25 protein-coding genes are annotated in these 26,453 nt (G+C 36.3%); 7 read left to right on the forward strand and 18 right to left on the reverse strand.

Translation table 11 applies throughout. The features are described from left to right. Positions 1 to 124: 124 nt before the first annotated feature. From LB076_RS08385 to rsfS, 11 genes are all read right to left on the reverse strand, one after another. Positions 125 to 877, reverse strand: coding sequence for a shikimate dehydrogenase family protein (locus tag LB076_RS08385; RefSeq protein WP_066331511.1), 753 nt, complete (start codon positions 875 to 877; stop codon positions 125 to 127). After that, complete coding sequence (locus tag LB076_RS08390) at positions 864 to 2,273, reverse strand: tetratricopeptide repeat protein (RefSeq protein ID WP_066331507.1); 1,410 nt, start codon at positions 2,271 to 2,273, stop codon at positions 864 to 866. Before LB076_RS08390 ends, LB076_RS08385 begins: the two co-directional genes overlap by 14 nt. A 142-nt stretch (positions 2,274 to 2,415) precedes the next feature. Next, entirely contained in the window at positions 2,416 to 3,597 is a 1,182-nt protein-coding gene (locus LB076_RS08395; protein WP_066331502.1) for an aspartate aminotransferase family protein, read from the reverse strand. Between the two features lie 65 nt (positions 3,598 to 3,662). Next, positions 3,663 to 5,294: an OstA-like protein gene (locus LB076_RS08400; RefSeq protein ID WP_066331500.1), complete on the reverse strand. Its 1,632-nt coding sequence runs from the start codon at positions 5,292 to 5,294 to the stop codon at positions 3,663 to 3,665. 208 nt (positions 5,295 to 5,502) lie between these two features. Then, positions 5,503 to 6,279: a superoxide dismutase gene (locus tag LB076_RS08405; protein ID WP_066331498.1), complete on the reverse strand. Its 777-nt coding sequence runs from the start codon at positions 6,277 to 6,279 to the stop codon at positions 5,503 to 5,505. Positions 6,280 to 6,287: 8 nt separating this feature from the next. Beyond that, complete coding sequence (locus tag LB076_RS08410) at positions 6,288 to 6,557, reverse strand: acyl-CoA-binding protein (protein ID WP_066331496.1); 270 nt, start codon at positions 6,555 to 6,557, stop codon at positions 6,288 to 6,290. After that, positions 6,557 to 7,210 (reverse strand): phosphatidylserine decarboxylase family protein, encoded by a 654-nt coding sequence (locus LB076_RS08415; RefSeq protein ID WP_066331491.1) that lies wholly within the window; start codon positions 7,208 to 7,210, stop codon positions 6,557 to 6,559. Before LB076_RS08415 ends, LB076_RS08410 begins: the two co-directional genes overlap by 1 nt. Next, positions 7,200 to 8,090 carry a phosphatidate cytidylyltransferase gene (locus tag LB076_RS08420; RefSeq protein WP_066331489.1) on the reverse strand — a complete coding sequence of 297 codons (891 nt, stop codon included), beginning with the start codon at positions 8,088 to 8,090 and terminating at the stop codon, positions 7,200 to 7,202. The genes LB076_RS08415 and LB076_RS08420 overlap by 11 nt, the downstream gene beginning before the upstream one ends. A 1-nt stretch (position 8,091) precedes the next feature. Then, entirely contained in the window at positions 8,092 to 8,694 is a 603-nt protein-coding gene (locus tag LB076_RS08425) for a lactate utilization protein B/C (RefSeq protein ID WP_066331486.1), read from the reverse strand. A 112-nt stretch (positions 8,695 to 8,806) separates the two neighbouring features. Further along, entirely contained in the window at positions 8,807 to 10,738 is a 1,932-nt protein-coding gene (gene ftsH, locus LB076_RS08430; protein ID WP_066331481.1) for an ATP-dependent zinc metalloprotease FtsH, read from the reverse strand. A gap of 14 nt (positions 10,739 to 10,752) precedes the next feature. Continuing rightward, positions 10,753 to 11,124 (reverse strand): ribosome silencing factor, encoded by a 372-nt coding sequence (gene rsfS, locus LB076_RS08435; RefSeq protein WP_066331478.1) that lies wholly within the window; start codon positions 11,122 to 11,124, stop codon positions 10,753 to 10,755. A gap of 96 nt (positions 11,125 to 11,220) precedes the next feature. Between rsfS and LB076_RS08440 the strand changes: the two genes are divergently transcribed. Next, positions 11,221 to 11,949, forward strand: a complete 729-nt coding sequence (locus LB076_RS08440) for a biotin--[acetyl-CoA-carboxylase] ligase (RefSeq protein WP_066331476.1) — start codon at positions 11,221 to 11,223, stop codon at positions 11,947 to 11,949. A gap of 59 nt (positions 11,950 to 12,008) precedes the next feature. Here the strand turns inward: LB076_RS08440 and LB076_RS08445 are convergent, their stop codons facing one another. Next, positions 12,009 to 12,401: an orotate phosphoribosyltransferase gene (locus tag LB076_RS08445; RefSeq protein WP_066331473.1), complete on the reverse strand. Its 393-nt coding sequence runs from the start codon at positions 12,399 to 12,401 to the stop codon at positions 12,009 to 12,011. A gap of 7 nt (positions 12,402 to 12,408) precedes the next feature. Next, positions 12,409 to 13,059 (reverse strand): orotate phosphoribosyltransferase, encoded by a 651-nt coding sequence (gene pyrE, locus LB076_RS08450; RefSeq protein WP_066331470.1) that lies wholly within the window; start codon positions 13,057 to 13,059, stop codon positions 12,409 to 12,411. A gap of 7 nt (positions 13,060 to 13,066) precedes the next feature. Between pyrE and LB076_RS08455 the strand changes: the two genes are divergently transcribed. The 3 genes from LB076_RS08455 to LB076_RS08465 all read left to right on the forward strand — a co-directional run bounded on the left by LB076_RS08455 (position 13,067) and on the right by LB076_RS08465 (position 16,672). Next, positions 13,067 to 13,684, forward strand: coding sequence for an NUDIX hydrolase (locus LB076_RS08455; protein ID WP_066331467.1), 618 nt, complete (start codon positions 13,067 to 13,069; stop codon positions 13,682 to 13,684). 41 nt (positions 13,685 to 13,725) lie between these two features. Beyond that, positions 13,726 to 15,072 carry a DEAD/DEAH box helicase gene (locus tag LB076_RS08460; RefSeq protein ID WP_066331464.1) on the forward strand — a complete coding sequence of 449 codons (1,347 nt, stop codon included), beginning with the start codon at positions 13,726 to 13,728 and terminating at the stop codon, positions 15,070 to 15,072. A 538-nt stretch (positions 15,073 to 15,610) separates the two neighbouring features. Continuing rightward, complete coding sequence (locus LB076_RS08465) at positions 15,611 to 16,672, forward strand: tetratricopeptide repeat protein (protein WP_066331461.1); 1,062 nt, start codon at positions 15,611 to 15,613, stop codon at positions 16,670 to 16,672. Positions 16,673 to 16,768: 96 nt separating this feature from the next. Here the strand turns inward: LB076_RS08465 and fumC are convergent, their stop codons facing one another. Next, on the reverse strand, positions 16,769 to 18,166 hold the full coding sequence (gene fumC, locus LB076_RS08470) for a class II fumarate hydratase (protein WP_066331458.1): 1,398 nt from the start codon (positions 18,164 to 18,166) through the stop codon (positions 16,769 to 16,771). Between the two features lie 270 nt (positions 18,167 to 18,436). On the opposite strand from fumC, the gene LB076_RS13780 reads away from it, so the two are divergent. Then, on the forward strand, positions 18,437 to 18,610 hold the full coding sequence (locus LB076_RS13780) for a hypothetical protein (RefSeq protein WP_099092432.1): 174 nt from the start codon (positions 18,437 to 18,439) through the stop codon (positions 18,608 to 18,610). A 132-nt stretch (positions 18,611 to 18,742) separates the two neighbouring features. Here LB076_RS13780 and LB076_RS08475 read toward each other — a convergent pair whose 3' ends face one another. Both LB076_RS08475 and arsC read right to left on the reverse strand, forming a co-directional pair. Continuing rightward, complete coding sequence (locus LB076_RS08475; RefSeq protein ID WP_066331451.1) at positions 18,743 to 21,205, reverse strand: TonB-dependent receptor; 2,463 nt, start codon at positions 21,203 to 21,205, stop codon at positions 18,743 to 18,745. Positions 21,206 to 21,298: 93 nt separating this feature from the next. After that, on the reverse strand, positions 21,299 to 21,640 hold the full coding sequence (gene arsC / locus LB076_RS08480; RefSeq protein ID WP_066331447.1) for an arsenate reductase (glutaredoxin): 342 nt from the start codon (positions 21,638 to 21,640) through the stop codon (positions 21,299 to 21,301). Positions 21,641 to 21,750: 110 nt separating this feature from the next. Between arsC and LB076_RS08485 the strand changes: the two genes are divergently transcribed. Together LB076_RS08485 and LB076_RS08490 are read left to right on the forward strand one after the other, a co-directional pair. Then, positions 21,751 to 22,677: a CPBP family intramembrane glutamic endopeptidase gene (locus LB076_RS08485; RefSeq protein ID WP_066331445.1), complete on the forward strand. Its 927-nt coding sequence runs from the start codon at positions 21,751 to 21,753 to the stop codon at positions 22,675 to 22,677. Between the two features lie 21 nt (positions 22,678 to 22,698). Next, positions 22,699 to 23,751 (forward strand): AMP-binding protein, encoded by a 1,053-nt coding sequence (locus tag LB076_RS08490; RefSeq protein ID WP_066331442.1) that lies wholly within the window; start codon positions 22,699 to 22,701, stop codon positions 23,749 to 23,751. A gap of 69 nt (positions 23,752 to 23,820) precedes the next feature. Here the strand turns inward: LB076_RS08490 and LB076_RS08495 are convergent, their stop codons facing one another. After that, the gene (locus LB076_RS08495; protein WP_066331440.1) at positions 23,821 to 25,386 is read right to left on the reverse strand and encodes a S41 family peptidase; all 1,566 of its coding nucleotides are present in this window, start codon (positions 25,384 to 25,386) and stop codon (positions 23,821 to 23,823) included. Positions 25,387 to 25,842: 456 nt separating this feature from the next. After that, the gene (locus LB076_RS08505; RefSeq protein ID WP_066331795.1) at positions 25,843 to 26,139 is read right to left on the reverse strand and encodes a Bor family protein; all 297 of its coding nucleotides are present in this window, start codon (positions 26,137 to 26,139) and stop codon (positions 25,843 to 25,845) included. Between the last annotated feature and the right edge of the window lie 314 nt (positions 26,140 to 26,453).

The raw sequence follows: 26,453 nt of genomic DNA on the forward strand, positions 1-26,453 counted from the left end.
AGTAGAGAATAGCTGCGGTGTTAAAAAATATTAAGGATATTTTTAGTATAATTTTTGAGCATAAAAAAAGCTTTCTATCTTAAATCAAGACAGAAAGCTTTTTTGCTATTAGGGGGTTTCATTTTTATTTATTCCAAATCTCCCAAGCTTTTTCTGCCTGAAAAACAAGCATATCATAGCCATTTTTGGTTTGAGCTCCTTCTGCAGCTGCTCTTTTTAAAAATTGGGTTTCGGCCGGATTATAAATCAAATCATAGGCAATGTGTTTACTACTAAAATCAGCGTAGGGCAGGGCAGGGTATGCCTCAATGTTTGGGCTGGTACCCACAGGTGTGGCATTGATTATAATGGTATGGCTCTGCATTATTTTGGAGTTTATGGCAGCATATCCAATGGAATTTTCTGTTTGGACCCGAGATACCAAAGTGTACGCAATGCCTAATTCTTTCAAAGCATAACAAACGCCTTTGGAGGCACCACCAGTACCCAGAATTAAGGCCTTTTTGTGGTGGGATTCCAGCATCGGTTCTAAGGATTTTTTAAACCCATAATAATCCGTATTGTACCCTTTTAATTTTCCTTTTTTGGTAAACTTGATGGTGTTTACAGCGCCAATTTTTTTGGCTTTTTTAGATACTTGGTCCAAAAAGGGCAACACTGCCTCTTTATACGGAATGGTAACATTAATTCCGGCTAAAGTTTCTGGATTGTCTTTAATTAGAGTATTAAAGAGGCTAATTTCGGGTATGTCAAAATTTTCATAGCTGTAATTCTCATAAGCTTCTTGTTCAAACTTAGCACTAAAATAGCCCTTTGAGAAAGAATAACTGATGTTTTTGCCTAATAGCCCAAAGCGTTTGCGGTTATTTAGTGTCATTGGTATTGTTGTGTTTGTCAATATAATTTTGAACTATTTTTTTGGACCACACCACCGGAAATAAATCTTCAATTAGAATATAATTATCAAATTTTAATCGCAAAGCGTTGCTTAAATGAAATTTTGCCTTGGTGTTGTCTTGAATCATAAAGTACAATCCGGCCAGGCGATATTCTATTTCGTTTTCTTCCGGAAAATATTCGGATGCTTGTAATAATGTTTGGATGGCGCTATCAAATTCGCCCAGAAATTGTAGAATATCTACCCAGAATAACCACGTATCTAATGCGGTATCTCCAAATTCTACTGCCTTTCTAAAACCAAATTCTGCTTCTTCAAAGAAATTCATCTCTTTGTTAATACTTGCATAACGTTTCCAGTACAACCGGTTTTGATTGTCAATTGCTAATGCTTTATTGACAAAAAACAATGCCTTTTGAAAGTTTTTTTGACGCAAATAAAAATCTGTTATAGCAATCCATCCCTTGTCCAAAAGAGGGTCTTCGTGTACGGTTTGATTGTAGTATTTTAGGGCTAAGGCGGTGTTGCCCAAGCGTTCATGGCATTTGCCTATTCGCAATAACGCGTAAGATGTTGCATCATCTAAGGCAATGGTTCTGTTGTAGCTTTCTATTGCTAAATCGTATTTTTTTAATCGTTCATAGGCTTTTGCTTTTTCCATAAATGCCCCTAAAAACTCGTCGTCTATTAGTGTTGCGTAGTCAAATGCACGTATGGCATTTTCATAATCTTTTAGATCATAATACAAACGCCCCATTTGGTGCCAAGCAATTTCACTGTAAGGATTTTTGTTAATGTACTTATTTAAGTACGCAATGGCTTCTAGATTTTGATCCAAAAACTCAAAGCAATACACCACATTATAGAGTGCAGATTGGTCTTCTAGATCTTCTTCTAGGCATTTAATAAAATTTTCTTTGGCAAGCTCTAGATTGTCCATAAAGAGGTATTCCATACCAATTAAGTTGTAGACATCTGCAAAATCTTCGGTGTGTTGTAAGGCTATTTTTAAAAATTCGACAGCTTTTTCGTGTTGGTCTCTTTTAGAATAAATATTGGCTTTCTGGATGTATATTTCTTCATTATTAGGCTCAATGGCATAAAGTTCCTGCAGTAGTTTCTCTGCAAGATCTAATTTGTTATCAAACACAAGCATTTCTACCTGGACCAGTCTTAGACCAGTAGATTTTGGATGTTGGTCCAAACCTAGTTTTAAAGCTTTTTTGGCCAAAGTCGCTTTGCCCATATCTAGATAATGAAGAATTATTTCTTCAAATTCTTCGGAGTCAAAAAAGAGTACTTTGTTGGTTTTTAACATAGACTCAAATTTGGATATAGATAAGTTATAGTCGTCTTCTTCGTTGCTTAATTGCATGCTTTGTTTTTTTGAATTTGACCTAACTAAATTTAGGTATCATTACTATTGGTGTGAAGAAAAATTAAAATTGTTGTAAACAATTTAATTAACAATGCACGTGCTAGAGTAGGGGTTTGGTTCTGGTTTTATAAGCAACTAGTTAGCCAACCATGTTGTCCAGTACTTGTTTAATGATAGCACAACCTTCTCTAATTTCTTCTTCCGAAATAGTTAGTGGTGGCGTGATCCGGATGGCGCAAGGCTCAAAGAGCAACCAAAATAAAATAAGCCCTTTGTCTTGGCATTTTAGAATCACCTCATTGGTTACTGCCTCACTTGGAGTCATTATAGCCAACATTAACCCTTTTCCTCTAACCTCCTTTATCAAAGGGTGTACCAAAAGATATCTAAATAGTTTTTCTTTCTCTAATGTCTTTTGTATTAGGTCTGTTTGGGTTAATTCTTGCAATGTGGCCAAACAAGCTGACGCAATGACAGGGTGTCCTCCAAAGGTGGTGATGTGCCCTAATTTTGGGTTATCTTGCAGTAGATCCATTCTTGCAGCCGAAGCCGTAAAGGCACCTACGGGCATGCCGCTTGCCATTCCTTTGCCCATAACCACCACATCGGGCAGAATATCGTAGTTTTGAAAACCAAATAATTTTCCGGTTCTTCCAAATCCGGGTTGGATTTCGTCCAAAATAAGCAAGGCACCCATGGCAGTACAGCGGGCTCTTACTTTTTTGAGAAAGTCATTTTTGGGTTCTATAAAACCAGCACCTCCTTGTATGGTTTCTACTAGTATGGCAGCTGTTTTGGTGGTTATTTTTTCTAAATCGGCTTCGTTATTAAAAGTAATAAAGTCTACATCTGGCAGCAAGGGTCGAAAAGCTTGTTTGCGTGGTTCATAGCCCATGAGGCTCAAAGACCCCATAGTGTTGCCATGGTAGGCATTGTGGCAGGAAATCAATTGGCTTCGGCCGGTTACTCTACGGGCTAGTTTTAGAGCTCCTTCAATGGCTTCGGTGCCGGAGTTGACCAAGTAGGTTTTGTTTAACGAATCCGGTAGGAGTGAGGCTAATAATTTACAATATTCTACTGCCGGACTTTGTGCGTATTCTCCATAAACCATCACGTGCGAATATTTGTCCAATTGTGCCTTAATGGCTTGGTTTACCCGTTGTGGTTGGTGCCCAAGGGTACATGCCGAAACGCCTGCTACAAAATCCAAATATTTTTGGCCATCAGTGGTATATATGTAAGATCCTTTTGCATAAGATATTTCTAAACCTAACGGATGCGGAGAGGTTTGTGCTTGGTATTTTATAAAATCGGTATTCAATTGGCAGTAGATTTATAAATTAAAAGACAAGTAGGTGCGTTAGGGGTTTAAAAACGGAAAAAAATTTATTTTTTAGGTTTTTTCTTATCATAATCTACGGTTTCCTTTCGGGTTTTCATAGGTACGTTTTTTAGCGCATTTTCTTTCTTTGCTTGGTTTAGCATTTGGGTATTATAGGCATTTTCTTCAGCCGAAAAAAGAGCTTCTTTGGTGTACATACGTTCGTCTCCTCGCCAGACTAAGCCTCTTAATTTTCGGGCATTTTCAGGCAATTCTTTATCTGGATATATACTGCCATCTACTTGGTTGTAAAACGTAATTGTTTCTACGGCATTATTGTCTAGTACCAGATCGATTTTGCTGCTTAGATTTTTGTTTATACCAATGAGTTCTTTGTTCTCATTGCGCATGTAATAAATAACTTCGGCATTTTTGACTACAGTCACATCATGCAATGTTCCTTGGTAAAATTTGCCATACAGATTAAGTCCTTTAATTTGATTATAGCCATTACTTATGGTATCTCTAGAAACCAAAAAAGTGTTGTTGAGCACTTTAAGGGAGTCTAATTTCCGGGTGGTATTGTCTCCTATAAGATGGATAACCTCTCCAGTTATTTGATTGTCACCGTTCCAGATAATAGGATTTCCAATTAATTTGGTTAGAGCGGTCTTGGCGCTAGAGTGGATCGAGTCACACTTGCCACTCATGTCTTTTTTTAAAAAACGCACGTTGTTAAAAGCCCGGATGATTCGGTCCCCTTCTTTGCCTGTTATAAGCAAACGTTTTCCGTGTATATAAACCGAGTCATTGTCTACAAAATTACTGGCTATTGCTCGTTTGGTAACAAACATAGAGTCTTTCTTTTTGTATATTTCGCCATAATGGCCCTTGATAATCCCTCTATTGATAGAGTCTGTAATTTTTACGTTTCTGGTGGCAGAGGCAAATTCTTTATTACGGTCATAATACAAGCTATCTCCTTGTATGCGCCTATCTTCATATTTTATGTACGATTTCCGAATAAAATGCGCCACGTTTTTTTTGGTATCATAAAATCCTTTTTCGGTATAAATATAATTGTTTTTACTCGTTATGGTTGAAGGTCCAAAGAGGTACGAATGTCCAGAATTGCTGTAATAATCCAAATGGTTGGATTGTATTACGCACTGTGGATTGGTGATGGTTACTGCGGTCAAAAATTGAAATTTCTTTTGTTTTACAAAATACTTTCCGGATTTGGAACGCAAGTTGTTGTCTTTGCTGGTAATATTCCCTACAGTAGTGTAATATACTTCTTGGCTGTTTCGATCAAAATGGATTGTATCGGTATTTAGGGTGGCATCTGGAGAGCTCATGTAGGCTTCTCCTGCGGCAAATGCTTTTTTGACATTGCCACTATATTCGGCATATTTGCTGTTCAAAAACAACGTATCTCCTTGCACTAACTGAACATTTCCAAAGGCTTTGATATAATTTTCTTTCTGAAAATAATAGGCTTTGTTACAGGTCAATACAATACCATCATGGTTAACCCGAACGTTTCCGGTTAGCAAAAAAGCATCTGGAATTTCTGCTTGATTAATATCTGCATAGTCCGCATGTTCTACAATTATTTTTTTTGGGGCTTGTGCCAAAGCAACTCTGGAACACAAAAACACTAAGAAACATCCTAGCAAGAATAGTGATTTATTCAATGGATTTAATTTTTGACAAATTTAATAAAAAGGAAACAATCCAAATGTAAATTAGGTTTTATTTATAAGTTTAAAGGCTTTTAAAACAGCACACTACTCGCATTGGGATTTAATACACTAGGGACTAAAGAGACCCATTAGACATCCTTCTGTTTTTTATTAAAGCCATTACAAAAATGCAATTTGTACCGTATGCAAAAGGGTACCGCTAGTATTTTTTTCTTATGGCAGCTTCGTAGTTTTCGTTAATTTTAGCCCAATTTATTACCGTAAAAAAAGAATCAATGTAGCTCTTACGTCGGTATTGGTAGCCCAAATAATAGGCATGTTCCCACAAGTCTAATGCCAAAATTGGAGTACCCGGAACCGCCGCATTCCGCATCAAAGGATTGTCTTGATTTTGGGTACTGGTTAGTTTTAATTTGCCATATTTGTCTACCACCAAAAAGGTCCAAGCAGATCCAAATTGATTGGTAGCTTCGTTTTTAAAGGCAATTTCAAAATTTTTAAAACTACCAAAATCCCTGTTTATAACAGCTGCTAGAGTATCTGTTGCTACATCTGGTGTATCGGGTGCCATAGATTTCCAATAGAGCGTGTGGTTGTAGTAACCACCAGCATTATTGCGTAATTCGGGATTGTTTAAATCTAGTTTGGCCAAAATATTCTCGATAGATTGGTTTTCGTATGGAGTACCCGAAATGGCTTTATTTAAATTGTTGGTGTAGCTGAGATAATGTTTAGAATAATGTGTTTCGAGGGTCAGTGCAGAAACCGTTGGAGCCAATGCATCATAGCTGTAGGCTAATTTTTCTAACTGAAACGATCCTTGTGCAGCCTTAACATCTTCAGGATGACCTATGGCAACTTTTTCTTGAGCGGTAGGCAACGGAACTTCTACTACTTCGGTTAATTTTTTATCTTGGCAAGAAAATAAAAACAAAGTTGTTATCCAGCTAACTATTAATAAAGCAGTATTTTTCATGGATAGTGCTATTTTTTTGAAAGATCTGTAATCATTTTAATGTATTCTTCTTTGGCTTGCTCTGCAGATAAATGACTTATTTGCATCCAAGCATTTGTTTTAAAAGCATCTCTTAAATGATAGGTGGTGGTTTGTTTGGTTTGTAAATTTCCAAAGGTAGCTTGTTTGTAATACGCATACAAACGCAATTGCACATCCTGCGGCAAAGTTGCTTGGGTCATTGTCAGCGCTTTAGTAACCGCTGCTTGAAATTGCGTATCTAAATCTTCGGAACGCATTATGCTTTTGTGGCAATAATGGTTTTTCCGCCAATGGCTTTTTGATTAAGGACTACATTTACAGGAGTTCCTAACGGTAAAAACAAATCTACTCTAGAACCAAATTTTATAAATCCAGCATCTGTACCTTGTACCACTTGCATTCCTTCTTGGGCATAATTTACAATTCTACGCGCCAATGCACCAGCTATTTGTCTATATAATATTGCTCCAAAGGTATTGTTTTGGACCACTACAGTAGTTCTTTCGTTTTCTTCGCTTGCTTTTGGATGCCAAGCCACCAAAAATTTACCGGGATGGTATTTGCTGAATTTTACAATTCCGCTTAATGCATAACGAGTTACGTGAACATTAATTGGAGACATAAAAATAGAAACCTGTAAGCGTTTGTCTTTGAAATATTCGGGTTCATAAACCTCTTCAATAACCACAACCTTTCCGTCTACAGGTGCCAGAAGGTGGTTTTCATTTATTGCAACGGTTCTTTTTGGATTTCTAAAAAATTGTAAAATGATAACTAAAATCAAAAAAGCAGCAATTTGAATCGCTTTTTTAAGCCAAAATAGTGCAATCAAATTGTCTGAAATTAAAAGTACACTAGCTGTAAAAATAATTCCTAATAAAATAGTCTTGGTTCCTTCTTTATGAAACATAATTTAAGATTTGATAAAATAAAAATACAATTGGTGCTACAAATATAACACTATCTAGTCGATCTAGTACGCCTCCATGGCCTGGCATTATTTTTCCGCTGTCTTTTACGCCAGCTATTCTTTTAAATTTCGATTCAATCAAATCTCCTATGGTGCCAAAAACACCTACAATTACCGCTATAGATGCCCAAATTATAATAGATTGTTGGCTAAATTCAGGTTTTGCTTTTATGTAATATTTAGAAATTAAATACCCTGCTAAAATAGCAAAAAGAATACCACCTATAAAACCTTCGACTGTTTTTTTGGGAGATATATGTGCTAATAATTTGGTTTTTCCGATGGATTTTCCAACAATGTATGCAAAAGTATCGTTGGTCCATATTAATAAAAAGAGACCAATTATGATTTTAGGATTGTAGTCCTTTATTCCAAAAGAAATTTTGGTGATAAATATAAAAGGAAGCAGAATATACCCAAATAGGTACAGGTATTTTGAAGAGGTGCTGATTTTGTGTAATTTATCAAAAAATAGAAACAAAATACATTTGACAAAAACCACCAAAGTTACCACCAATAACGTAATGTTGAGCTGTTGGATGTTGGTGTTTATTTCTATATTGGTGCCCAAATACGCATTGATTTTGGTGCTAGTTTCTTTGCTGTAATGGCTAACTAAAATTACGGTTGTATATAGTAAAGTTCCTGCAATTAAGGGTAGGGGTTTGCTAATTTGGGTCAGATTGCAAAACTCATATATAGCAAGTGTTAAAAATATTCCAAAGAGAATAAAAAAACTCTCCTTAGAATAATATATGGAAGCTATTAGTAAAATTACGTAAATTGATCCAGATATAGACCTCTTTAAAGTTTCATTCATTTTAAAGATTTTCTAACAACAATAAATAAAGATTTTTGGGAGAACTTCCATATTGTGTAAAGTCTTCCTCTTTTGCTTTTTCAAAATATTTTATTGCAGTTATATTTGTAGGATAATCACGTTCGTACTTCTTTTTTATAGCACTAAGACCATCGCTTTTTATAGCCAAAATTTGACTTGTTGTTGCATAAATCACCATATTGCTAGGCAATTCATTTGGTTTGTGTTGTTTAATTTGTTTGGACGAAAATAGTATAGAACCCTCTTCGGCTATTAAATTCTCACAGCCCGAAAACAGAAATTTAGGATTTCTAGCCATTCCATAAGAAAGCTTGTTTTCGTTTAGAAGACTAAATAAACTCGGGTCGTAGCAAAGTACTTCGCTTTCAAACCAATCGTTTTCTTCCAAAATGTTTTCAAATTGTTCTTTTAATTCCGTAAGGTTTTCACAATATAAAAATTTGCCGCCATTTTTTTTAAAATGATGAATAAATTGTTCATCTATAGATAGGTTGCTAAGCGTAGCGGTTTCTTGCTCTTCTCTCTCTCTCTCTTCATCTGAGGCCGAACTACTAGAACCAAAAAGTTTTCTAAAAAGACTCATATATTCTCAAGGTACTTTATATATTGTTTGAAACGTCCAAAGATAAAAAAATCTTAATTCAAAAGAGTGTTTTGAATTAAGATTTTAAAAATATTTTATAGTAGCATTTGGATTAAGACACTATTGGTTCTGTAGTGGTGTCAAATGGTCTTTTTCCAAAAATTGCTTCTAGGTCATCTTTAAAGATAACTTCTTTTTCAATCAAGATATCTGCCAGTTGGTTTAATTTGTCTTTGTTCTCTTCTAGAATAGCAATAGCTCTTAGGTATTGTCCTTCAATGAGTAAAGAAATTTCAGTATCAATAACTTTGGCAGTTTCGTCAGAATATGGTTTTGAAAAATTATACTCTCCTTGTCCAGAAGAATCATAATAGGTTACGTTTCCAATTTTATCATTCAAACCATATATGGTAACCATAGCGCGAGCTTGTTTGGTTACTTTTTCTAAATCACTTAAGGCACCAGTAGAAATACGATTAAAAGTCACCTTTTCTGCGGCTCTACCGCCCATTGTTGCGCACATTTCATCTAACATTTGATCCGGTCGAACAATTTGACGCTCCTCTGGTAGGTACCATGCAGCTCCTAAACTTTGTCCTCTAGGCACTATGGTTACTTTTATAAGTGGTGCGGCGTGTTCTAACATCCAGCTCACTGTTGCGTGCCCTGCCTCATGGATTGCAATAGCTTTTTTCTCCTCTGGAGTAATAATTTTATTTTTCTTTTCTAACCCGCCTACAATTCTGTCTACAGCATCCAAGAAATCTTGTTTGTCTACTGCAGTTTTGTTATAACGGGCTGCAATAAGCGCAGCTTCATTACACACATTGGCAATATCTGCACCAGAGAATCCTGGGGTTTGTTTGGCCAAAAAGTCTAAATCAAGACCTTCTACTTTTTTAAGTGGAGCTAAATGTACTTTAAATATCTCTGCACGCTCTCTAATATCGGGTAGGTCTACAAATATTTGTCTGTCAAATCTACCAGCACGCATTAATGCTTTGTCTAATACATCTGCTCTGTTGGTTGCAGCCAATACAATTACGTTAGAATTTGTCCCAAATCCATCCATTTCTGTAAGGAGTTGGTTTAGGGTGTTTTCTCTTTCGTCATTACCTCCAGACATGTTGCTCTTTCCTCTAGCTCTACCTACGGCATCAATTTCGTCAATAAAAATAATGGCAGGAGATTTCTCTTTGGCTTGCTTAAATAAGTCCCGTACTCTTGAGGCACCAACGCCTACAAACATTTCAACAAAATCCGATCCAGATAATGAAAAGAACGGAACCTGTGCCTCGCCAGCAACAGCTTTTGCCAATAAGGTTTTACCAGTTCCAGGAGGTCCAACTAGTAGCGCTCCTTTAGGTATTTTACCACCAAGGTTGGTGTATTTTTCGGGGTTTTTTAAAAACTCTACAATTTCTTGTATTTCTTCTTTAGCTCCCTCTAAACCAGCCACATCTTTAAAGGTGGTTTTGATATCTGTTTTTTCGTCAAAAAGCTTTGCTTTGGATTTTCCGATATTAAAAATCTGTCCGCCACCGCCAGCACCGCCACCGCCAGACATTTTTCTCATGATGAAGATCCAAACTCCAATGATGATAATGATAGGCAATAAGCTAATCAGGATATCGGACCAATTGCTTTTGGCCTGAAAATTGAATTCTTTTAACTTTCCTTCGGCAACTGCTTTTTCTAGTTTTGTCTGAAATATTTGGTCATTTCCAATCTCAAAGGTGTATTGTGGTCCTTTGTTATTTGGGCGGTCAAACACATCCTTGGAAACTTTTTGGTGTTCTTTAAGTTTTAGAGCCTCTGGTTTTAAAAAAACTTCGGCTTCGACCTTGTTGTACACCACTACTTTTTCTATTTGTCCTTTTTCCAGAAAAACATTAAATTTAGAAGAAGTTAATTGCGAAGGTTCTTGCAGGCCTGAGCTGCCAGTAATAAAACTTATGAATAGAAAAATAAGCAATATGGCAGTATATACTAACCATGGACTTACTTTAAATTTATTAGGGTTTGGATTATTATTTTTAGCCATTAGGTAGGGTTTCTTTAATATTTATTTTCAATTGTGGTGATTTTTGCATCTCCCCATAAACTTTCAATATTGTAGTATTCTCTAATTTGTTTTTGGAACACATGCACTACAATATTTACATAATCCATCAATACCCATTCTGCATTGTCGGATCCTTCTACATGCCAGGGCTTGTCTTTGAGTTCTTTTGAAACTGTTTTTTGGATAGAATTTACAATTGCGTTTACTTGCGTATTGGAGTTACCATTACAAATAACATAATAGTCACAAACTGCAGCATCTATTTCTCTCAAATCTAAAATGCTAATATCATTTCCTTTTACTTCTTCTATTCCTTTTATGATGTTTGCTAATAAATCATCATTATTGATTGTCTTTTTTGCCATGAAAAATTTTTATATAAGTTGGTAAAGTTACCATTTTTTGTGATTATTTTTGTGACTTAACAAAATATTAAATTCTGTTGCCCCAATACTGGTTCCATGAAACTAATCAAACTCGATGCCATAGATTCTACAAATGATTTTCTAAAAGAAATGGCAAAGCAACAGCCGCTAGAAAATTTTACCGTTGTCACCGCACAAACCCAAACAAAAGGTAGAGGGCAAATGGGGACAACATGGAGCTCAGAACCGGGTAAAAACCTAATAATGAGTATTTTTGTAAAAAATGACTTGGCTGATTTAAATCAAATCTATACTCTTAATATAGCCGTTGCTCTGGCTGTTGTTCAGGCTTTAAAAACCTTTAATATACCGCAATTAAGTATTAAGTGGCCTAACGACATAATGTCAGACCGTTATAAAATTGGCGGTATTTTAATAGAAAACACCTTCAAAAACCAAGATTCTGTGCGTTCCATAATCGGCATTGGGCTGAATGTGAACCAAATAAATTTTGATGCCCTTCCAAAAGGAGCCTCTTTGGCAGGTTTATGCAACCAAGAGTTTGATATAGACCAAATTTTATTAGAAATTGTATCTCAGCTAAAACACACCTTAGGTTTATTGCATAACCAACCAGAATCCCTTTGGCATGCTTATAGGCAATTGTTGTTTAAAAAAGCGGTGCCAATGCCTTTTAAGGCAGCTTCTGGAGTGCCTTTTATGGGCATCATACAAGGTGTTAGTCCAGCAGGGAAGTTGCAAGTAGTCTTAGAAGACGATAGTGTATCGGAGTTCCATATCAAAGAAATTCAAATGTTGTATTAAACACCAAACCCTTTTTAAAACAAATTAAAAAGGGTTTGATAGTATGGTAATACCGCTATTTACAACTTAGTCATGTTGTTTGCTAAGGTTTCAATAAATTTGCTAATTGGGCCTTTTATCATCATGGCCATCATAGGGTTAAAATCTCCTTCAAAGTCCAGTTTTACACTACTAGAGTCTGCAGTAATGCTAGCAATAGTTGCCACCAACGTAAATGGCAATTTGTCGCTTGCAGCACCCAGAACTACTTTGTTAGGAGCTACCTTCTCTTTCATCTTTAATTTAATTTCTGGCATTCCTTTTAAACCAAAAATAAAAGCATCTGCACCAATTACTTCAAATTTAGCAATATTGTCCGGCATTAGCTTTTCATAGCTAGTTACATCGGTCAATAAATCAAATAATTCTAATTCGGGCTTTTGAACGGTAACCATTGGGCTCTCTAAATTCATGTTCTAATTATTTTAAATCCGTATTCCAAGTAGATGGCGTAACGCTCCATTCTCTTAAAGTTTGTTCTTCTTTTTCGGTTACATAATTTTTGGCAACAGCCAAATTAAGCAAATTTTGATAATTACTCAACGTATATAAATCTATCTTGGCTTGCTTAAAGTTGTCCTCGGCTACCTCAAAACCATACGTAAATATAGCAGCCATACCTTTAATATTAGCCCCAGCTGCGCGCAAAGCCTCCACGGCATTCAAGCTACTGCTTCCGGTACTAATAAGGTCTTCAATCACTACTACATTTTGTCCTTTTTGCAAAAAACCTTCCACCTGATTCTGGCGGCCATGCTTTTTTGCCTCCGGACGCACGTACACAAATGGCAGTCCCATACTCTCGGCAACCAGCATCCCAATACCTATGGCACCGGTAGCAACTCCAGCAATAACATCTGGTTTTCCAAATTGTTGTTCAATATGTTTACAAAACGCATCTTTGACATAATTTCTTATGGCTGGAAACGAGAGTATTAGCCTGTTATCACAATAAATAGGTGATTTCCATCCCGAAGCCCATGTAAAAGGATTTCCTGGATTCAATTTAATTGCATTTATTTGCAAAAGCAATTCGGCTGTTTTTTCGGCAGTATCTTTATTAAAAATCATACTACAAATGTATAAAGTTTTTGTTAACGACAAACCACTTTTTTTGACAAATAAAATTTCAAAAGAAACAGATTTTCAACTATTTTTATTAGAAAGCATTGATATAAAGCAACTTATCATAAAAATGTTTCAAAATAAAATTCAAAAAGCGTATTTATACCATCCTGATGATAAGGAAATTATGAAAACGTTAAAATCCAAAATACCCGTAAATAAAGCAGGAGGTGGGCTGGTATTTAACAAAAAAGGCCAAATTTTATTTATTTTTAGAAATGGAAAATGGGATTTACCTAAAGGAGGCACAGAAAAAGGCGAAGACATTCGAGACACTGCCATGCGCGAAGTGGAAGAAGAAACCGGGGTAAACCAACTCCGTATTGTAAAAAAACTCCAAAAAACCTACCATATCTTTAAACGCAACGGCGTCTACAAACTAAAAATAACCCATTGGTTTGAAATGCACTCCGATTTTGAAGGTATACCACAAGGACAACTTGACGAAGGTATCGAAAAGGTAGCTTGGTTCCATCCCGAGCAAGTGCCCGAAATCTTAAAAAATTCGTACCAAAACATCCAGCTCCTTTTTGAAGAAGAGCCCCAGCCAAAGACCACTAATTCAAAATAAGTGTTCCTTCAAATTTACCTACCTTTACACAAATTATAACCATGAACACCAAAGATCCTGCAAACCACATACTATCCAATTTAGGCATCCAACACCTAAATCCAATGCAAGAAGTAGCCCAAGATGCTATTTTGAATGACAACAACATTTTGTTGCTATCTCCAACCGGTTCCGGAAAAACACTAGCATTTTTGCTGCCTATTTTGGAATTATTACAACCCGAAATTCTATCCGTACAATGTTTATTATTAGTTCCCTCCCGAGAATTAGCATTACAAATAGAACAAGTCTGGAAAAAAATGGGCACCACCTATAAAGTAAACGTTTGTTACGGAGGCCACTCCCTAGACACCGAAATCAAAAACTTAAGCAATCCGCCAGCAATACTAATAGGTACTCCAGGACGTATTGCAGACCATTTAGACCGAGAAACCTTCCGTCACGACAAAATACAAACCCTAGTTTTGGACGAGTTTGACAAATCCTTGCAATTGGGTTTCCATGAACAAATGTCTTTTATTATCAGTAAACTAAACAAAGTAAACAAACGCATACTAGTATCTGCAACCTCAGATATTGAAATACCCAAATACACCAGAGTAGTGAACCCAACCATTCTGGACTTTATACCAGAACACACCACAGAAAGCAACCTTCAAATCAAATTAGTTGTCTCTAAAGAAAAAGACAAAATAGGAAGTTTGTTTCAATTGATATGCTCCCTAAAGTCCGAGTCAGCCATTGTTTTTTGCAACCACAGAGATGCCGCAGAGCGCATAAGCGATACCTTGAACCAAAAAGGAATATATGCCACCTACTACCATGGAGGCATGGATCAAGACGAACGCGAGCGTGCCCTAATACAGTTTAGAAATGGAAGCGTTAGCTATTTGATCACCACAGATCTTGCCGCACGCGGACTAGATATACCAGAGATGAATCACGTAATTCATTACCATTTGCCATCCAAACCAGACGAATTTACACACCGAAATGGCCGTACAGCACGGATGACCGCCTCTGGAACCGCTTATATTATTACCCACGACAGCGAAAAACAACTCGATTATATCGATTACAGCCTGCCCATTCTGCAACTTCCAAACGAAAGTAATTTGCCTAAACCGCCACAATTTCAGACCATTTATATCAGCGGAGGCAAAAAAAACAAACTAAACAAAATTGATATAGTTGGCTTTTTTTCACAAAAAGGAAAGTTAGAAAAAGGAGATTTAGGCTTGATTGAAGTAAAAGACTTTGTTTCTTTTGCCGCTGTCAGATTTGGAAAAGTAAAAGAGCTATTACAAGCTATTAAGGATCAAAAAATGAAAGGCAAAAAATTTAAAATTGAAGTAGCCCGAAAAGTACTCAAAAAAGAAGAAGAGTAGTGAAACAGTAAATAGTCTACAGCTCAAAGAGATTTAATAAAACACACTCAAGCCATAAAAAAATCGTTACAACAAGTTGTTGTAACGATTTTTTTATGCGAATACAGGTAATTTTGGCCTAGTTAGGTCGCGATTACTTTGTTGGTAATCCATTGATTATAATAAAAATATAGTATAATTCTTATTATTTTATACTTCAAAAAATCTTTTAGGATATTTTTTTAGAGTAGCACTACATTAAGCAGTACCTATGCTAGTATTTGGGATCCGCATTGGAGTGCTTTTAGTGGATAAACCAAGCAGTCATTAGGTTTTGAGATAATACTAGTAAAATAGAGTATAATAGAGGCGATTTATTTTTTTGTAGTTAATTTCTTAGTGTTATCGAGTGAAATAGCTGTTTTTATTACAATTTATTCAGGATAAAATTTTTAAAAAAGGAAATAATACACTATTTTGCCGTTTATTAATGATTACATAAATGTTATCTTAATAAAAAATTACCATTAAAAAATACCACTATTTAAATGCAGGATGGATGAAAAATAAAATTTTAATACTTGTATTGTTCTTTATTTCAATCAAAGCAGTATCTCAAAAAGAACAAATTAAAAATGCCCAAAACGAATTTAAAAGCGATAATTTAAAAGTAGCTTTAGATATTTTAACCAAAAGTGAATATTTAATTATTAATGCAGAAGACGCGGATAAATCCGAGTTTTATAGTCTAAAGGCCGAAATTTTTAGAGCCTTTGCAGATAAAAATATTGCCGTTACCACCAATCTATCCGCCGCAGTTACGAGTTACCAACAATTAATCAAAGAAGAACTACTCACCGGAAATTTAATATACATCGTTAAGGCCAGAGAGGCTATTGATGCAATTAAAAAAGACTTAGAGAATCGGGCTACTACCGATATTAAAAACGCTAAATATAGGGATGGAGCAACCAAAATGTATGCTTTGTATGCCATGGATAAAAAGGATGCGGATAATCTCTATTATTCTACTTCGTATTTTATGATGGCCAAGGATTATGAGGCAGCATTACGAAATTACAAAGAGTTAGAAAATATAAACTATACCGGAAAAGGCGTGGCTTATTATGCCGTAAATAAAAAAACCAAAATAGAGGAGGAGTTTGCTTCTGCAATGTACCGAGATGCAAGTGTAAATGCAGGAGAGTATGAAAAACCACGAAACGCCAAAATAGAGTCCAAGAGAACCGAAATATGTCGAAACCTAGCATATCTGTATACAGAAAAAGGAGATTTGGTTGCGGCAGAAGTTATTTACAAAAAAATGATTGCTTTTAATCCCAATTTTATAGAACCTTATTTGGATTTGGCATATTTAAATTTAGATAAAAAAAAGCTTTTGGAAGACCAGATGAACACTCTAGGAACTTCCGCAAAAGAGATGCAAATCTACGATGCGCTAAAACTAAAAACGGAAGGCTTTATTAAAGAAGCCTTGTTTTATCTAAAAGCTGGAAATGCTTTGGCGCCAGATAACGATAAAATTACAGATCTATTGCTTAAATTATATAGAGCCCTAGATTTGACCTCAGAGTACAATACTCTAAAGGCAAAGATTTAAAATTAGTAAGTACGTTTTTTTTTTTTTTGGTTTGAAGAATAAAGCCCTGTAAATTTTGTTTTACAGGGCTTTATGGATTTAGGTATAAAAATAAAATTACTTCAGGGTTCCTACCATATCTTCTGGTTTTACCCATGCATCAAAATCCTCTGGAGTCACGTATCCTAGACGTACGGATTCTTCTTTGAGGGTGGTGCCGTTTTTGTGTGCTGTTTGTGCAATTTCGGCAGCTTTATAATAGCCTATTTTGGTATTTAGAGCCGTTACGAGCATCAAGGAGTTGTCTACTAATTCTTTAATGCGTTTGTGGTTGGGTTCAATACCTTGAGCACAGTGTGCATCAAAAGATAGGCAAGCATCTCCTAATAAACGTGCAGATTGTAAAAAGTTGGCTGCCATAACTGGTTTGAATACATTTAGTTCATAATGGCCTTGCATACCGCCTACGGTGATGGCAACATCATTACCCATTACTTGTGCACAAACCATCGTAATGGCTTCGCATTGGGTTGGATTTACTTTTCCGGGCATGATGGAGGATCCTGGCTCGTTCTCGGGTATGATTAACTCTCCAATACCGGAGCGAGGCCCAGAGGCTAGCATACGGATGTCATTTGCAATTTTATTTAAAGAAACAGCAAGTTGTTTTAATGCTCCATGCGATTCTACAATTGCATCGTGTGCTGCCAATGCTTCAAACTTGTTTTCGGCGGTGATAAATGGGTGTCCTGTAAATTGGGCAATGTATTGGGCAACTTTTACATCGTATCCAGCAGGGGTGTTGAGTCCGGTTCCAACTGCGGTACCTCCTAGGGCTACTTCGGATAGGTGTGGTAGGGTGTTTTTTAGGGCTTTAATACCGTAGTTTAATTGAGCAACGTATCCAGATAATTCTTGCCCTAAGGTAAGTGGCGTGGCATCCATAAGGTGGGTACGGCCTATTTTTACTACGTTTTTAAATTGGGTTGCTTTTGCGTGTAGGGTATCTCTTAATTTTTCTACTCCCGGAATAGTGGTCTCTACTACTGCTTTGTAGGCGGCAATGTGCATTCCGGTTGGAAAGGTGTCATTGGAGGATTGGGATTTGTTTACATCATCATTTGCTTTGATGAATTGTTCTCCTTCGCCAATGGCAAATCCTTTTAATACTTGTGCACGGTTGGCTACAACTTCATTTACATTCATGTTGCTTTGGGTGCCAGAACCGGTTTGCCAGATTACTAACGGAAATTGATCGTCTAGCTTTCCGGCCAGAATTTCGTCACATACCGTGGCTATGGCATCGCGTTTTTCTGTTGGAAGTACGCCTAAATCGCAGTTGGCATAAGCGGCGGCTTTTTTTAGGTATGCAAAGCCTTCTATGATTTCTTTGGGCATGGAGGCAGAGGCACCAATTTTAAAATTGTTTCGAGAACGTTCGGTTTGTGCTCCCCAATATTTGTCTGCAGGGACTTGTACTGCACCCATGGTGTCTTTTTCTATCCTGAATTCCATTTTTGTGTTTATTTGTGTTATTGTTTTATGTTGTGTTTGTGCTTGGTGGCTGTTTTGGATTTTGTTTGGTGGCCTAGCCCAGATAGTAGCGGCATCCCACGCTTTTGGGCGTGGATATAGCGGATAGCTGGAAATAGCTCCTAAAACTTTTGCTCAAAAATACGGATAAATACTTTTTTATAAAAATTGATGGATAGTTTTTATAAGTTTTATTGTTATAATTAGATATTAAACTTACATTTGTGGCTACATTCAAAAATTCCGGAAAACATGTTTGAATTTTCACAGTATTTAGGCTTTTTACTTTTTTTAACCATTCTTACTTTAGGATTTTGGTTAATGTTTTTTTTAGTTAGTTTCGTATCTTATTGGGTAGGTGGCGCAACTTGGGAGGCATATAAAGAAAAAAAAGCTAAGAAGAAGCAAGAACAACAAGCACTTTAAGTAGTATTGTTGGATAAAAAAGGACTCTGTATAAGAGTCCTTTTTTTATGCTTTGTATCCAAAAAAATACTAGATAATAAGGATTATCTGGCAATTGGGAGTAGTGCTATTTTGTTGGCGGATTGGTTTTTTTTAAAATCCGCTGCCTTCTTCTTCGTTGTTTTTGGGGTTTGTTTTATCTCTGTCGGTTTTTTTGTTATTGATTCTGTAGGTGAAGGATAGGTTCCATTGTCTTTTTCGCCATTGAAATTCACTATAAGAATTGAGATTTGCAAGGTTTGTTCTGTTTTTCATTTTTCGGGAGTTAAAGACATCACTCACATTGAAGGCTATGGTGGCTTTTTCTTTTAGTAGGTCTTTGCTAAAGGCGGTATGGACTACGTATTGTTCTAAACTTTTGCCTTGTGCGGTTTTGCTAGGACCAAAGTACATTATGCTGGCTTGCCATTCTATTTTGTAAGGTAAGCTCAGGCGGGAACTACTGCGTGTAAACCAACTAAAGGCTTGGTTGTTTAGGCTTTGAATAATTAGTTGGTTGTTGGAGTTGGTATAGCTAAAGTTTCCTGTGGTTGTGGTGTTGTAGAGGTTAAGACTGCTGTTTATTTTCCATTTTTTGAAGGGCGAGTAGTTTAGGGTAAACTCAAATCCTGTTTTTTGTTCTTTGCCCAGGTTAATAGGGGTGATTAAAACCACTGGGGTGCTGCCTACAAATTGACCGCTTTCGTAACGCACGAAAGAAAATACATCTGTGGTGTTTTCAAAATACACGGAGGTGTTCCAGCTTAGTTTGTTCCATCGTTGGAGGTATCCGAGATCCAATTTGTCGGTAAGAGAGGGATCTAAATCGGGGTTACCTCTAAATATGTTGATGTTGCTAGATAGGTTGGCGGTGGGGTCTAGGTAGCGTCCTCGGGGTCTAGACAATCGTTTGCTGTAGCTTATCGATAGGTTGCTTTGGTCTGTGATTTGGTAGTTGACAAAGGCACTTGGGAAAAAAAGTTGGTATTTTTTGGTGTTAAATTCTTGGGTATCTAGTAGGTTTACGGCAATGTTGGTGTCTTCCCAACGTAGGCCAAATAGGTAGGATACTTTGTTGGTTTTGAATCCATATTGGGTATAAAGGGCATTTATTTTTTCGTTATATTCTAGGGTATTGGATAAAGGGTTGGTTGTATTGAAGGTATTTTCGGTGGACAAAACGGCATATTTTTTATTTAAGGTATTGAAATTTCCTTTGTAGCCAGCCTCAAACTGACTTCCTTCTTTGATGGGTAAAACATAATCTGCTTGAAGCAAAAATTGGTTTTGTGTTTCGGTATTGTTGGTAGTGCTGTAGGTGGATTGGTCTACAAAATGGTTGTTAATTCCGTTTATTGTAGCGTTATCGAGGTCTTTTTCTTTGGAGTAGGAGGCATCTGTGGTTAGTTTATGCCCACTTTTTGAAAAGTTTTTTATAAAATTGGAAGCAAACTCCCAATCGTTTCCAGTGTTTTTTCCGTCATTGAGACGGTAATTGGTATAAACAAAATGGTTGTTTTGGTCTAGGTTATTATAGGTTACTTGGTCTTGGTTGGTGCCGTTGTTTTGTCTATAACTCCAGCTATTGGTCCAAAAAGTGGTAGGGTTGAGGGTCCATTCGGCACCAGTTTTGGTGTTAATTCCTTTTCGGTTTCTTTTGGTGTCTCTGTTTTCGTTGATGTATTTCAGGATGCTCCCATTGTCCGGATTAAGGTATTGGGAGTTGGTGGTTCCTGCTCCTTGACTGGTTCTATAACTATAGCCAGTGGAGGTAAAGTAATTTATTTTTTGTGTTTTGTAATTTAAATTGGCGTTTAAACCATAGGTTTCGGGTAGTCCTAGCGAGCCAATTAGGGTGCCATTAAAGCCGTCTGTTTTTCCTTTTTTTAAAATAATATTCAAAATACCGGCACCACCTTCGGCATCATAGCGGGCAGATGGGTTGGTGATTACTTCTACTTTGTCAATTGCATCTGCGGGTATTTGTCGCAAGGCTTCGGCCATGTTTAGGGCATTGGATGGACGGCCGTCAATAAATATACGTACATTATCACTGCCTCTCAAGCTCACATTTCCTTCTACATCTACGGATACCGATGGAACGTTTTCAAGAACATCACTAACGGTTCCGCCTTTCACTAGCATGTCTTTGCCTACATGGTACACTTTTTTATCCAGTTTTATTTCTACGGTAGATTTTTCGGCACGAATAACTACTTCCTTTAATTGCGAAACATCCTCTATCAAAGCAAGGGTTCCGAGGGCGGTATTTTCTTTAAAAAATTGCTTTATTAGCACGGGTTTAAAAGAGATAAACTCTATTTGGAGCGTGTACAATCCGGGGGCAATTACAATACTAAATTCGCCTTTAGAGTTGGTAATTCCGCCTGCGGTTATTTTTTGGGTTTTAGAATTTGTAAAGGTAACCGTTGCATATTCTAGAGGTTGTTTGCTTGTTTTTTCGAGCACATTTCCGGTTATGGTAATATCCTTTTGGGCAGGTTTTTGTTGGGCAAAACCAAATAGAAACACAAAAAATAAAGCAAGTGAAAGTTGGTGTTTTAAGGAATACGGCATTAGGATTGGTTTGGGTTAATGTTTTTAGACACCAAAAATCGACATTGGTTTATTGGCTAAATCATAAAAATAAGTTAATATATAAAATCCTACTTATATAAAACAAGGCAATTTATCCAAATCTCTAGCTATAATTGCCTTGCCGTTTTTAATAACTATTGGGCGTTCTATCAGGATTGGATACGTTACGAGTGCTTTTATAACTTCTGTGTCCGTTAGGGTTTTGTTTTTAAAGTTTTCAATCCATATTTTTTCTTTTTGGCGCACCAATTCTATTGGTTTTAAGGATAGCATTTTTAATAAAGCAACCAATTGGGCTTCTGTGGGTGGGTTATTGAGGTATTGGATAATTTCGTAGTTTTGTTTGCTTTGTTCTAAAAAAGCTAAAGCATTTCTGGATTTTCCGCAACGAGGATTGTGATAGATTTGGATCATTATTAATTTTTTAAAGGGGTTTTATTCAAAATAAAAAAGGTATTTTTAAAGTCACAAAAATACGCCATCAAGGGCTATTAATGGCTTAAAAATTTTAAAAAAAGAAAGTAATGTTTATAGAACAAGGAGTGCGAGCAACAAACAGATTTTGGAAATATATTGTTGGTTCAGTGGTGGTTATTCTGGCTTCGGTACTTGGTCAAGTTCCGTTGTTAGTGGCGCTCAAAATGGATACCGCTACCAGTGTTGCCAGCGTTTCATTGGATTCTGAATCTGTTTTGCATCATTTTGAACCCAATATATCGTTGTTTTTGGTGCTTTTGTCTTTTGTTTTTGCGATGCTAGGGTTTTATTTCGTGGTTACTAAACTGCACCAGCAACGTTTTTTGTCAGTAACGACCTCTCGTTCAAAAGTAGATTGGGGCAGAATTTTTTTTGCCTTTGGGTTGTGGTCTCTTTTTACTATTGTAGCTACCATCGTTTATTACCAACTCGATCCACAGAGCTACCAATGGAATTTTAAACCAGTTCCTTTTGCTATTTTGGTGGTAATTGCGGTGGTTTTGATTCCTTTTCAAACCAGTACCGAAGAATATGTTTTTAGAGGCTATTTAATGCAAGGGTTTGCTAATTTGTCTGGTAATAAATGGTTTCCGTTGCTGATGACTTCTGTGATTTTTGGAGGATTGCATCTTTTTAATCCTGAAGTTGCAAAGTTGGGTAACATTATTTTTGTATATTACATCGGTACAGGGCTATTCTTAGGGATTCTTACCTTGATGGATGAAGGCTTGGAGCTTGCGCTTGGATTTCATGCCGCAAATAATTGCATTGGTGCATTGCTCATTACCTCTGATTGGTCTGCATTTCAAACGCACTCTATTCTTAAAGAAGTTGCTGCTCCCCAATCGGGGCTCGATGTTATATTGCCCGTAGTGGTGGTTTACCCCATACTTTTGTATATCTTTAGTTGCAAGTACCAATGGACCAATTGGAAACAAAAATTGACCGCCAAAATTGCACCACCAAAATTTTAATGCTTTTAAAAACGAACCGCTATGACAAATCAAACCACCTACCACGAAGTACATACTAGTTTTAAACTAAATGGACTACAACTGGACAAAAACGAATTACGCAGAGTTGCATACTCTTTGATCAAAGAAGGCGATGCCACAGAAAAGGCAATGGGAGATTTTATTTTAGACTGGTTTGATAACAAGCACTATATTGAATTGCAAACATCCGGCACAACAGGAGCTCCAAAAAGGATCCGTATGGAGAAACAAAAAATGGTAAATTCGGCTTTAGCCACTGCTGCTTTTTTTGAATTACATCCCGGAGACAAAGCATTATGTTGCTTGCCTGCCACCTATATTGCCGGAAAAATGATGTTGGTTAGAAGTTTTGTATTGGGTTTAGAAATGGATCTAGTTGTGCCCAATGCAACTCCGTTGGCTCACAATAAAAAGCATTATGACTTTGTGGCCATGGTACCCTTGCAGGTACAAAATTCATTAGAAGGTTTAGATAAAGTTAAAAAGTTAATCATTGGAGGTACTAAAGTAAGCTCCGATCTGGAAAAAAAATTAGTAAACTTAAAAAATACTTCTGTTTATGAAACCTATGGTATGACAGAAACCATCACGCACATAGCTGCCAAAAAAATAGGAGAAAAAGCACTCCGTGTTTTGCCTGGGGTGCAAATTTCACAAAACGAATCCAATTGCTTGGTGATTACTGCGCCAAAAATTTCAGACCAACCCATTAGTACTCAAGATGTAGTAACGCTCCTTGATGACAAACAATTTGTTTTTTTGGGACGTGCGGATAACCTAGTAAACAGCGGAGGAATCAAGTTAATCCCAGAACAAATAGAAGCAAAATTGGCGGCTGTACTGCATTCTAAATTTTTTGTTGCTGGAATAGCAGATCCTATCTTAGGAGAAAAACTAGTTTTAGTGATAGAAGGCAAAAAACAAAAAATAAATACCGCTATTTTTGACGTTTTGGATAAATACGAAATCCCAAAAGAAATTCTATTTGTGGCTAAATTTTTAGAAACCGAAAACGGTAAGTTAAAAAGAAAACAAACCATAGAGAGTCTTTAGGTAGCGGTTGTTAGGGCAAATTGTGTTTGTCAACCAAAAGCCCCTATCTCCAAGGGCAGCATCAAACAACTAATGGGCTTTTTTAATATCTTTTAGGATCCAGTTTAGTTCTGGATCTATATGCTGGATTCGATCTTGTAGCGTAGGTAGTATTTCGTGATCCGGATAGATACCATGTCCTACCACGGATGTTTTGTAAAAAGGGACAACGTGCATTAGTCCTGTTCTTATTTTTAATTTAGAATATGGCAATTTAAAAGTAGGCATAACGCCAGCTACGGTACCATTGTAGGCACCTCCGGTTTCTTGACCCACAAAAAAGGCTCTTTTGGATCCTTTTAAATTAGACGAAAGAATGCTAGATGCCGAAAAACTTAAACCATTAATCAGCACATACACTTTGCCTCTGAAGGCATTAGTATTGGCTTGTCTTTTTTTTGTTTCGGTGGCAAAATAACTTTTTCCGTTGTCTTTTTTGTGTATCGTACATAGCAAATAGCTGTAGTAGGCAGGAGATAAAATGGTTTTTAATATTTTTAGAACAAAAGATCCTCCGTTGTAATACGATCCGTTAAAAAATTGGGATCTAGAGACTACTTCTGAGGGTTCTAAAAAAACAAAAGTTGTATCGGATAAATAGGCATATAAATCCGAAATTTCGCTCAAACGTCCGCCACCATTATCTCTTAAATCTAAAATCAAATTTTTAGTTTGGTATTGTTTTATTTTTTCAAAAGTTTCTTTGTAAAAACGACGGTATGCTTTGTTTTTAAAACCTCTAATTTTGAGTACCGCTATGCTGCTGTCTTTTTCGAGAAAGCGGATGTTGCGCATGTATTGAGCTGTGGCGGGATCATAGCCTTGGATTCGTTTTTTCTGTCTTACTTTTTTTGCTTTTTGGGCATGGTTAGTTTGTTTTTTTGGGGTGTTTGTTTTTTTGTTTTGGGTGGTCTTGGTTTCTTTTTTAAATCGTTTGATGGTGCTGGTTTTAAGGCTATCTCGGTATTTTAGAACATAGGTTAAACTATCTTGGATGCCGTTTTCGATGGTAAAAAAAGTAGTAAACCGTGCGCCATTACCTCGTGTTTTAAAAGTGGTATTAAACCCATCTGAGGCATAATAGTTAGAATATTGGTCTATTAACTCGTTGGGTTTGGTTCGGTTAATGCTAATTACTTCGGATCCTACTAAGATGGTGCTATCTTGTGAGTTGTTTTTGAGAAGGTATAGTTTATGGTCTAGATACTCAAAATCAAATTGGGATAAAGGCCCGATGCCTTTTTGCAGGAGTGCTTTGGTTTGTTTTTTGGTGTATTTTATTCGAGGGGCTTGAACAAACAAATGGCCTTGTTTTACTGCAGCAACCACGGGGCTTATTTTTTTAAAAAAAGCTAGCGGTGTCATTGGGGTAGTAATGGTGTTTTTGAGGCTGTCAAATTGATGGTCTAAGGTCCATTTGCTGCTGTAGAGGTATAAGTTGGGATGTAGTTTTTGAAGTTGTTTGTAGGCAAAGGCAACATCTGCTTGTAATTTTGGTGCGGGTATTAGGGTTTGGTAGTGGGTGTTTTGTTTGCTAACGGTGTTGCATTGCACAAAGAAGTAAAGAAGCAATAAGAGTGGTAGTGTTTTTTTCATCCAAATTATTCATTAGAGTACTCTTTTTAAATTTTTGTTGTAGCTCCAATGGTTAGGTTTAAATTGGCTCAAATAAAAATGTTTAAATTGGAATTATGAGAAATACACCAACTAAACTTGAAATAACTTTTTTTGAAATAATTAGTAATGCTCTATAGAGTAGGACACTATTTAAAAAATATAGATTTTTGATAAATAACAATGAGAACATTATTTATGCTTTGGTAGTTTTTTTAGGCCTTAAAATAAATGCTGTAATTCCAAAAACTATGACAAACGTGGTTTGAGCAACAAGGTATCCAAATCCATATTCAGTAAGCTGTTCATAATCATAAATGATTATTTTTAGAAAACGAAATAACGAGTAAATAAACAACAGAAATGATATGTAAAATATACTTTTTTTCATATAATAAAAATTTGAGGCGGAAATTTTTTCCGCCTCAAAAGTATGATTTATTTAGTTACAGTTGTAATTGTAGGTGTGTAGATACCAAATGTTAATCCAGAGATTAATCCATTTACAAATGTTTGTCGCGTGTGTACGGTGTAGTCTTTTGCTCCACCAGCCATTTCTTTAGAATCAGAAACTCCAACTGGAGCTAAACCACCAACCACATAATGGTTCCATTTGGTAACTTGTTGGTTTCCTTGGGCTCCATTTCCAACTACACTTGTGTAAGAATAACAAGAAGTTAATAACATGGAAGCAGCAAAAATTAAGGCAATAGTTTTGATTGAATTTTGAATCATTTTTCTGGTTTTTAAATTTAAAATAGTAAGTTTAATACCATACAAATATAATTTATTTTTTAAGTTAAAAAAATAAATTATTAAAATTGCGATCTTTATTTTTAGTCATATAAGTAGGGTTACTTTGTTCTGGAGATGATTAAAAAATATAGAACAATTTAGTTGTGGTAATTTTCTTTTTTGTTTGGGCTAGAAGAGTTTTAAACCTAGTTCGGAAAAATACTTCTCAATTGTTTAGCCCCGATAGAAGCGGCATCCTTTTTAAGGCAGTTGTTTTGTGAATAACAAAAACAACTGCCTTAAAAAGATATAGC

It is taken from the genome of Flavobacterium crassostreae, from assembly GCF_001831475.1.
GTDB lineage: Bacteria > Bacteroidota > Bacteroidia > Flavobacteriales > Flavobacteriaceae > Flavobacterium > Flavobacterium crassostreae.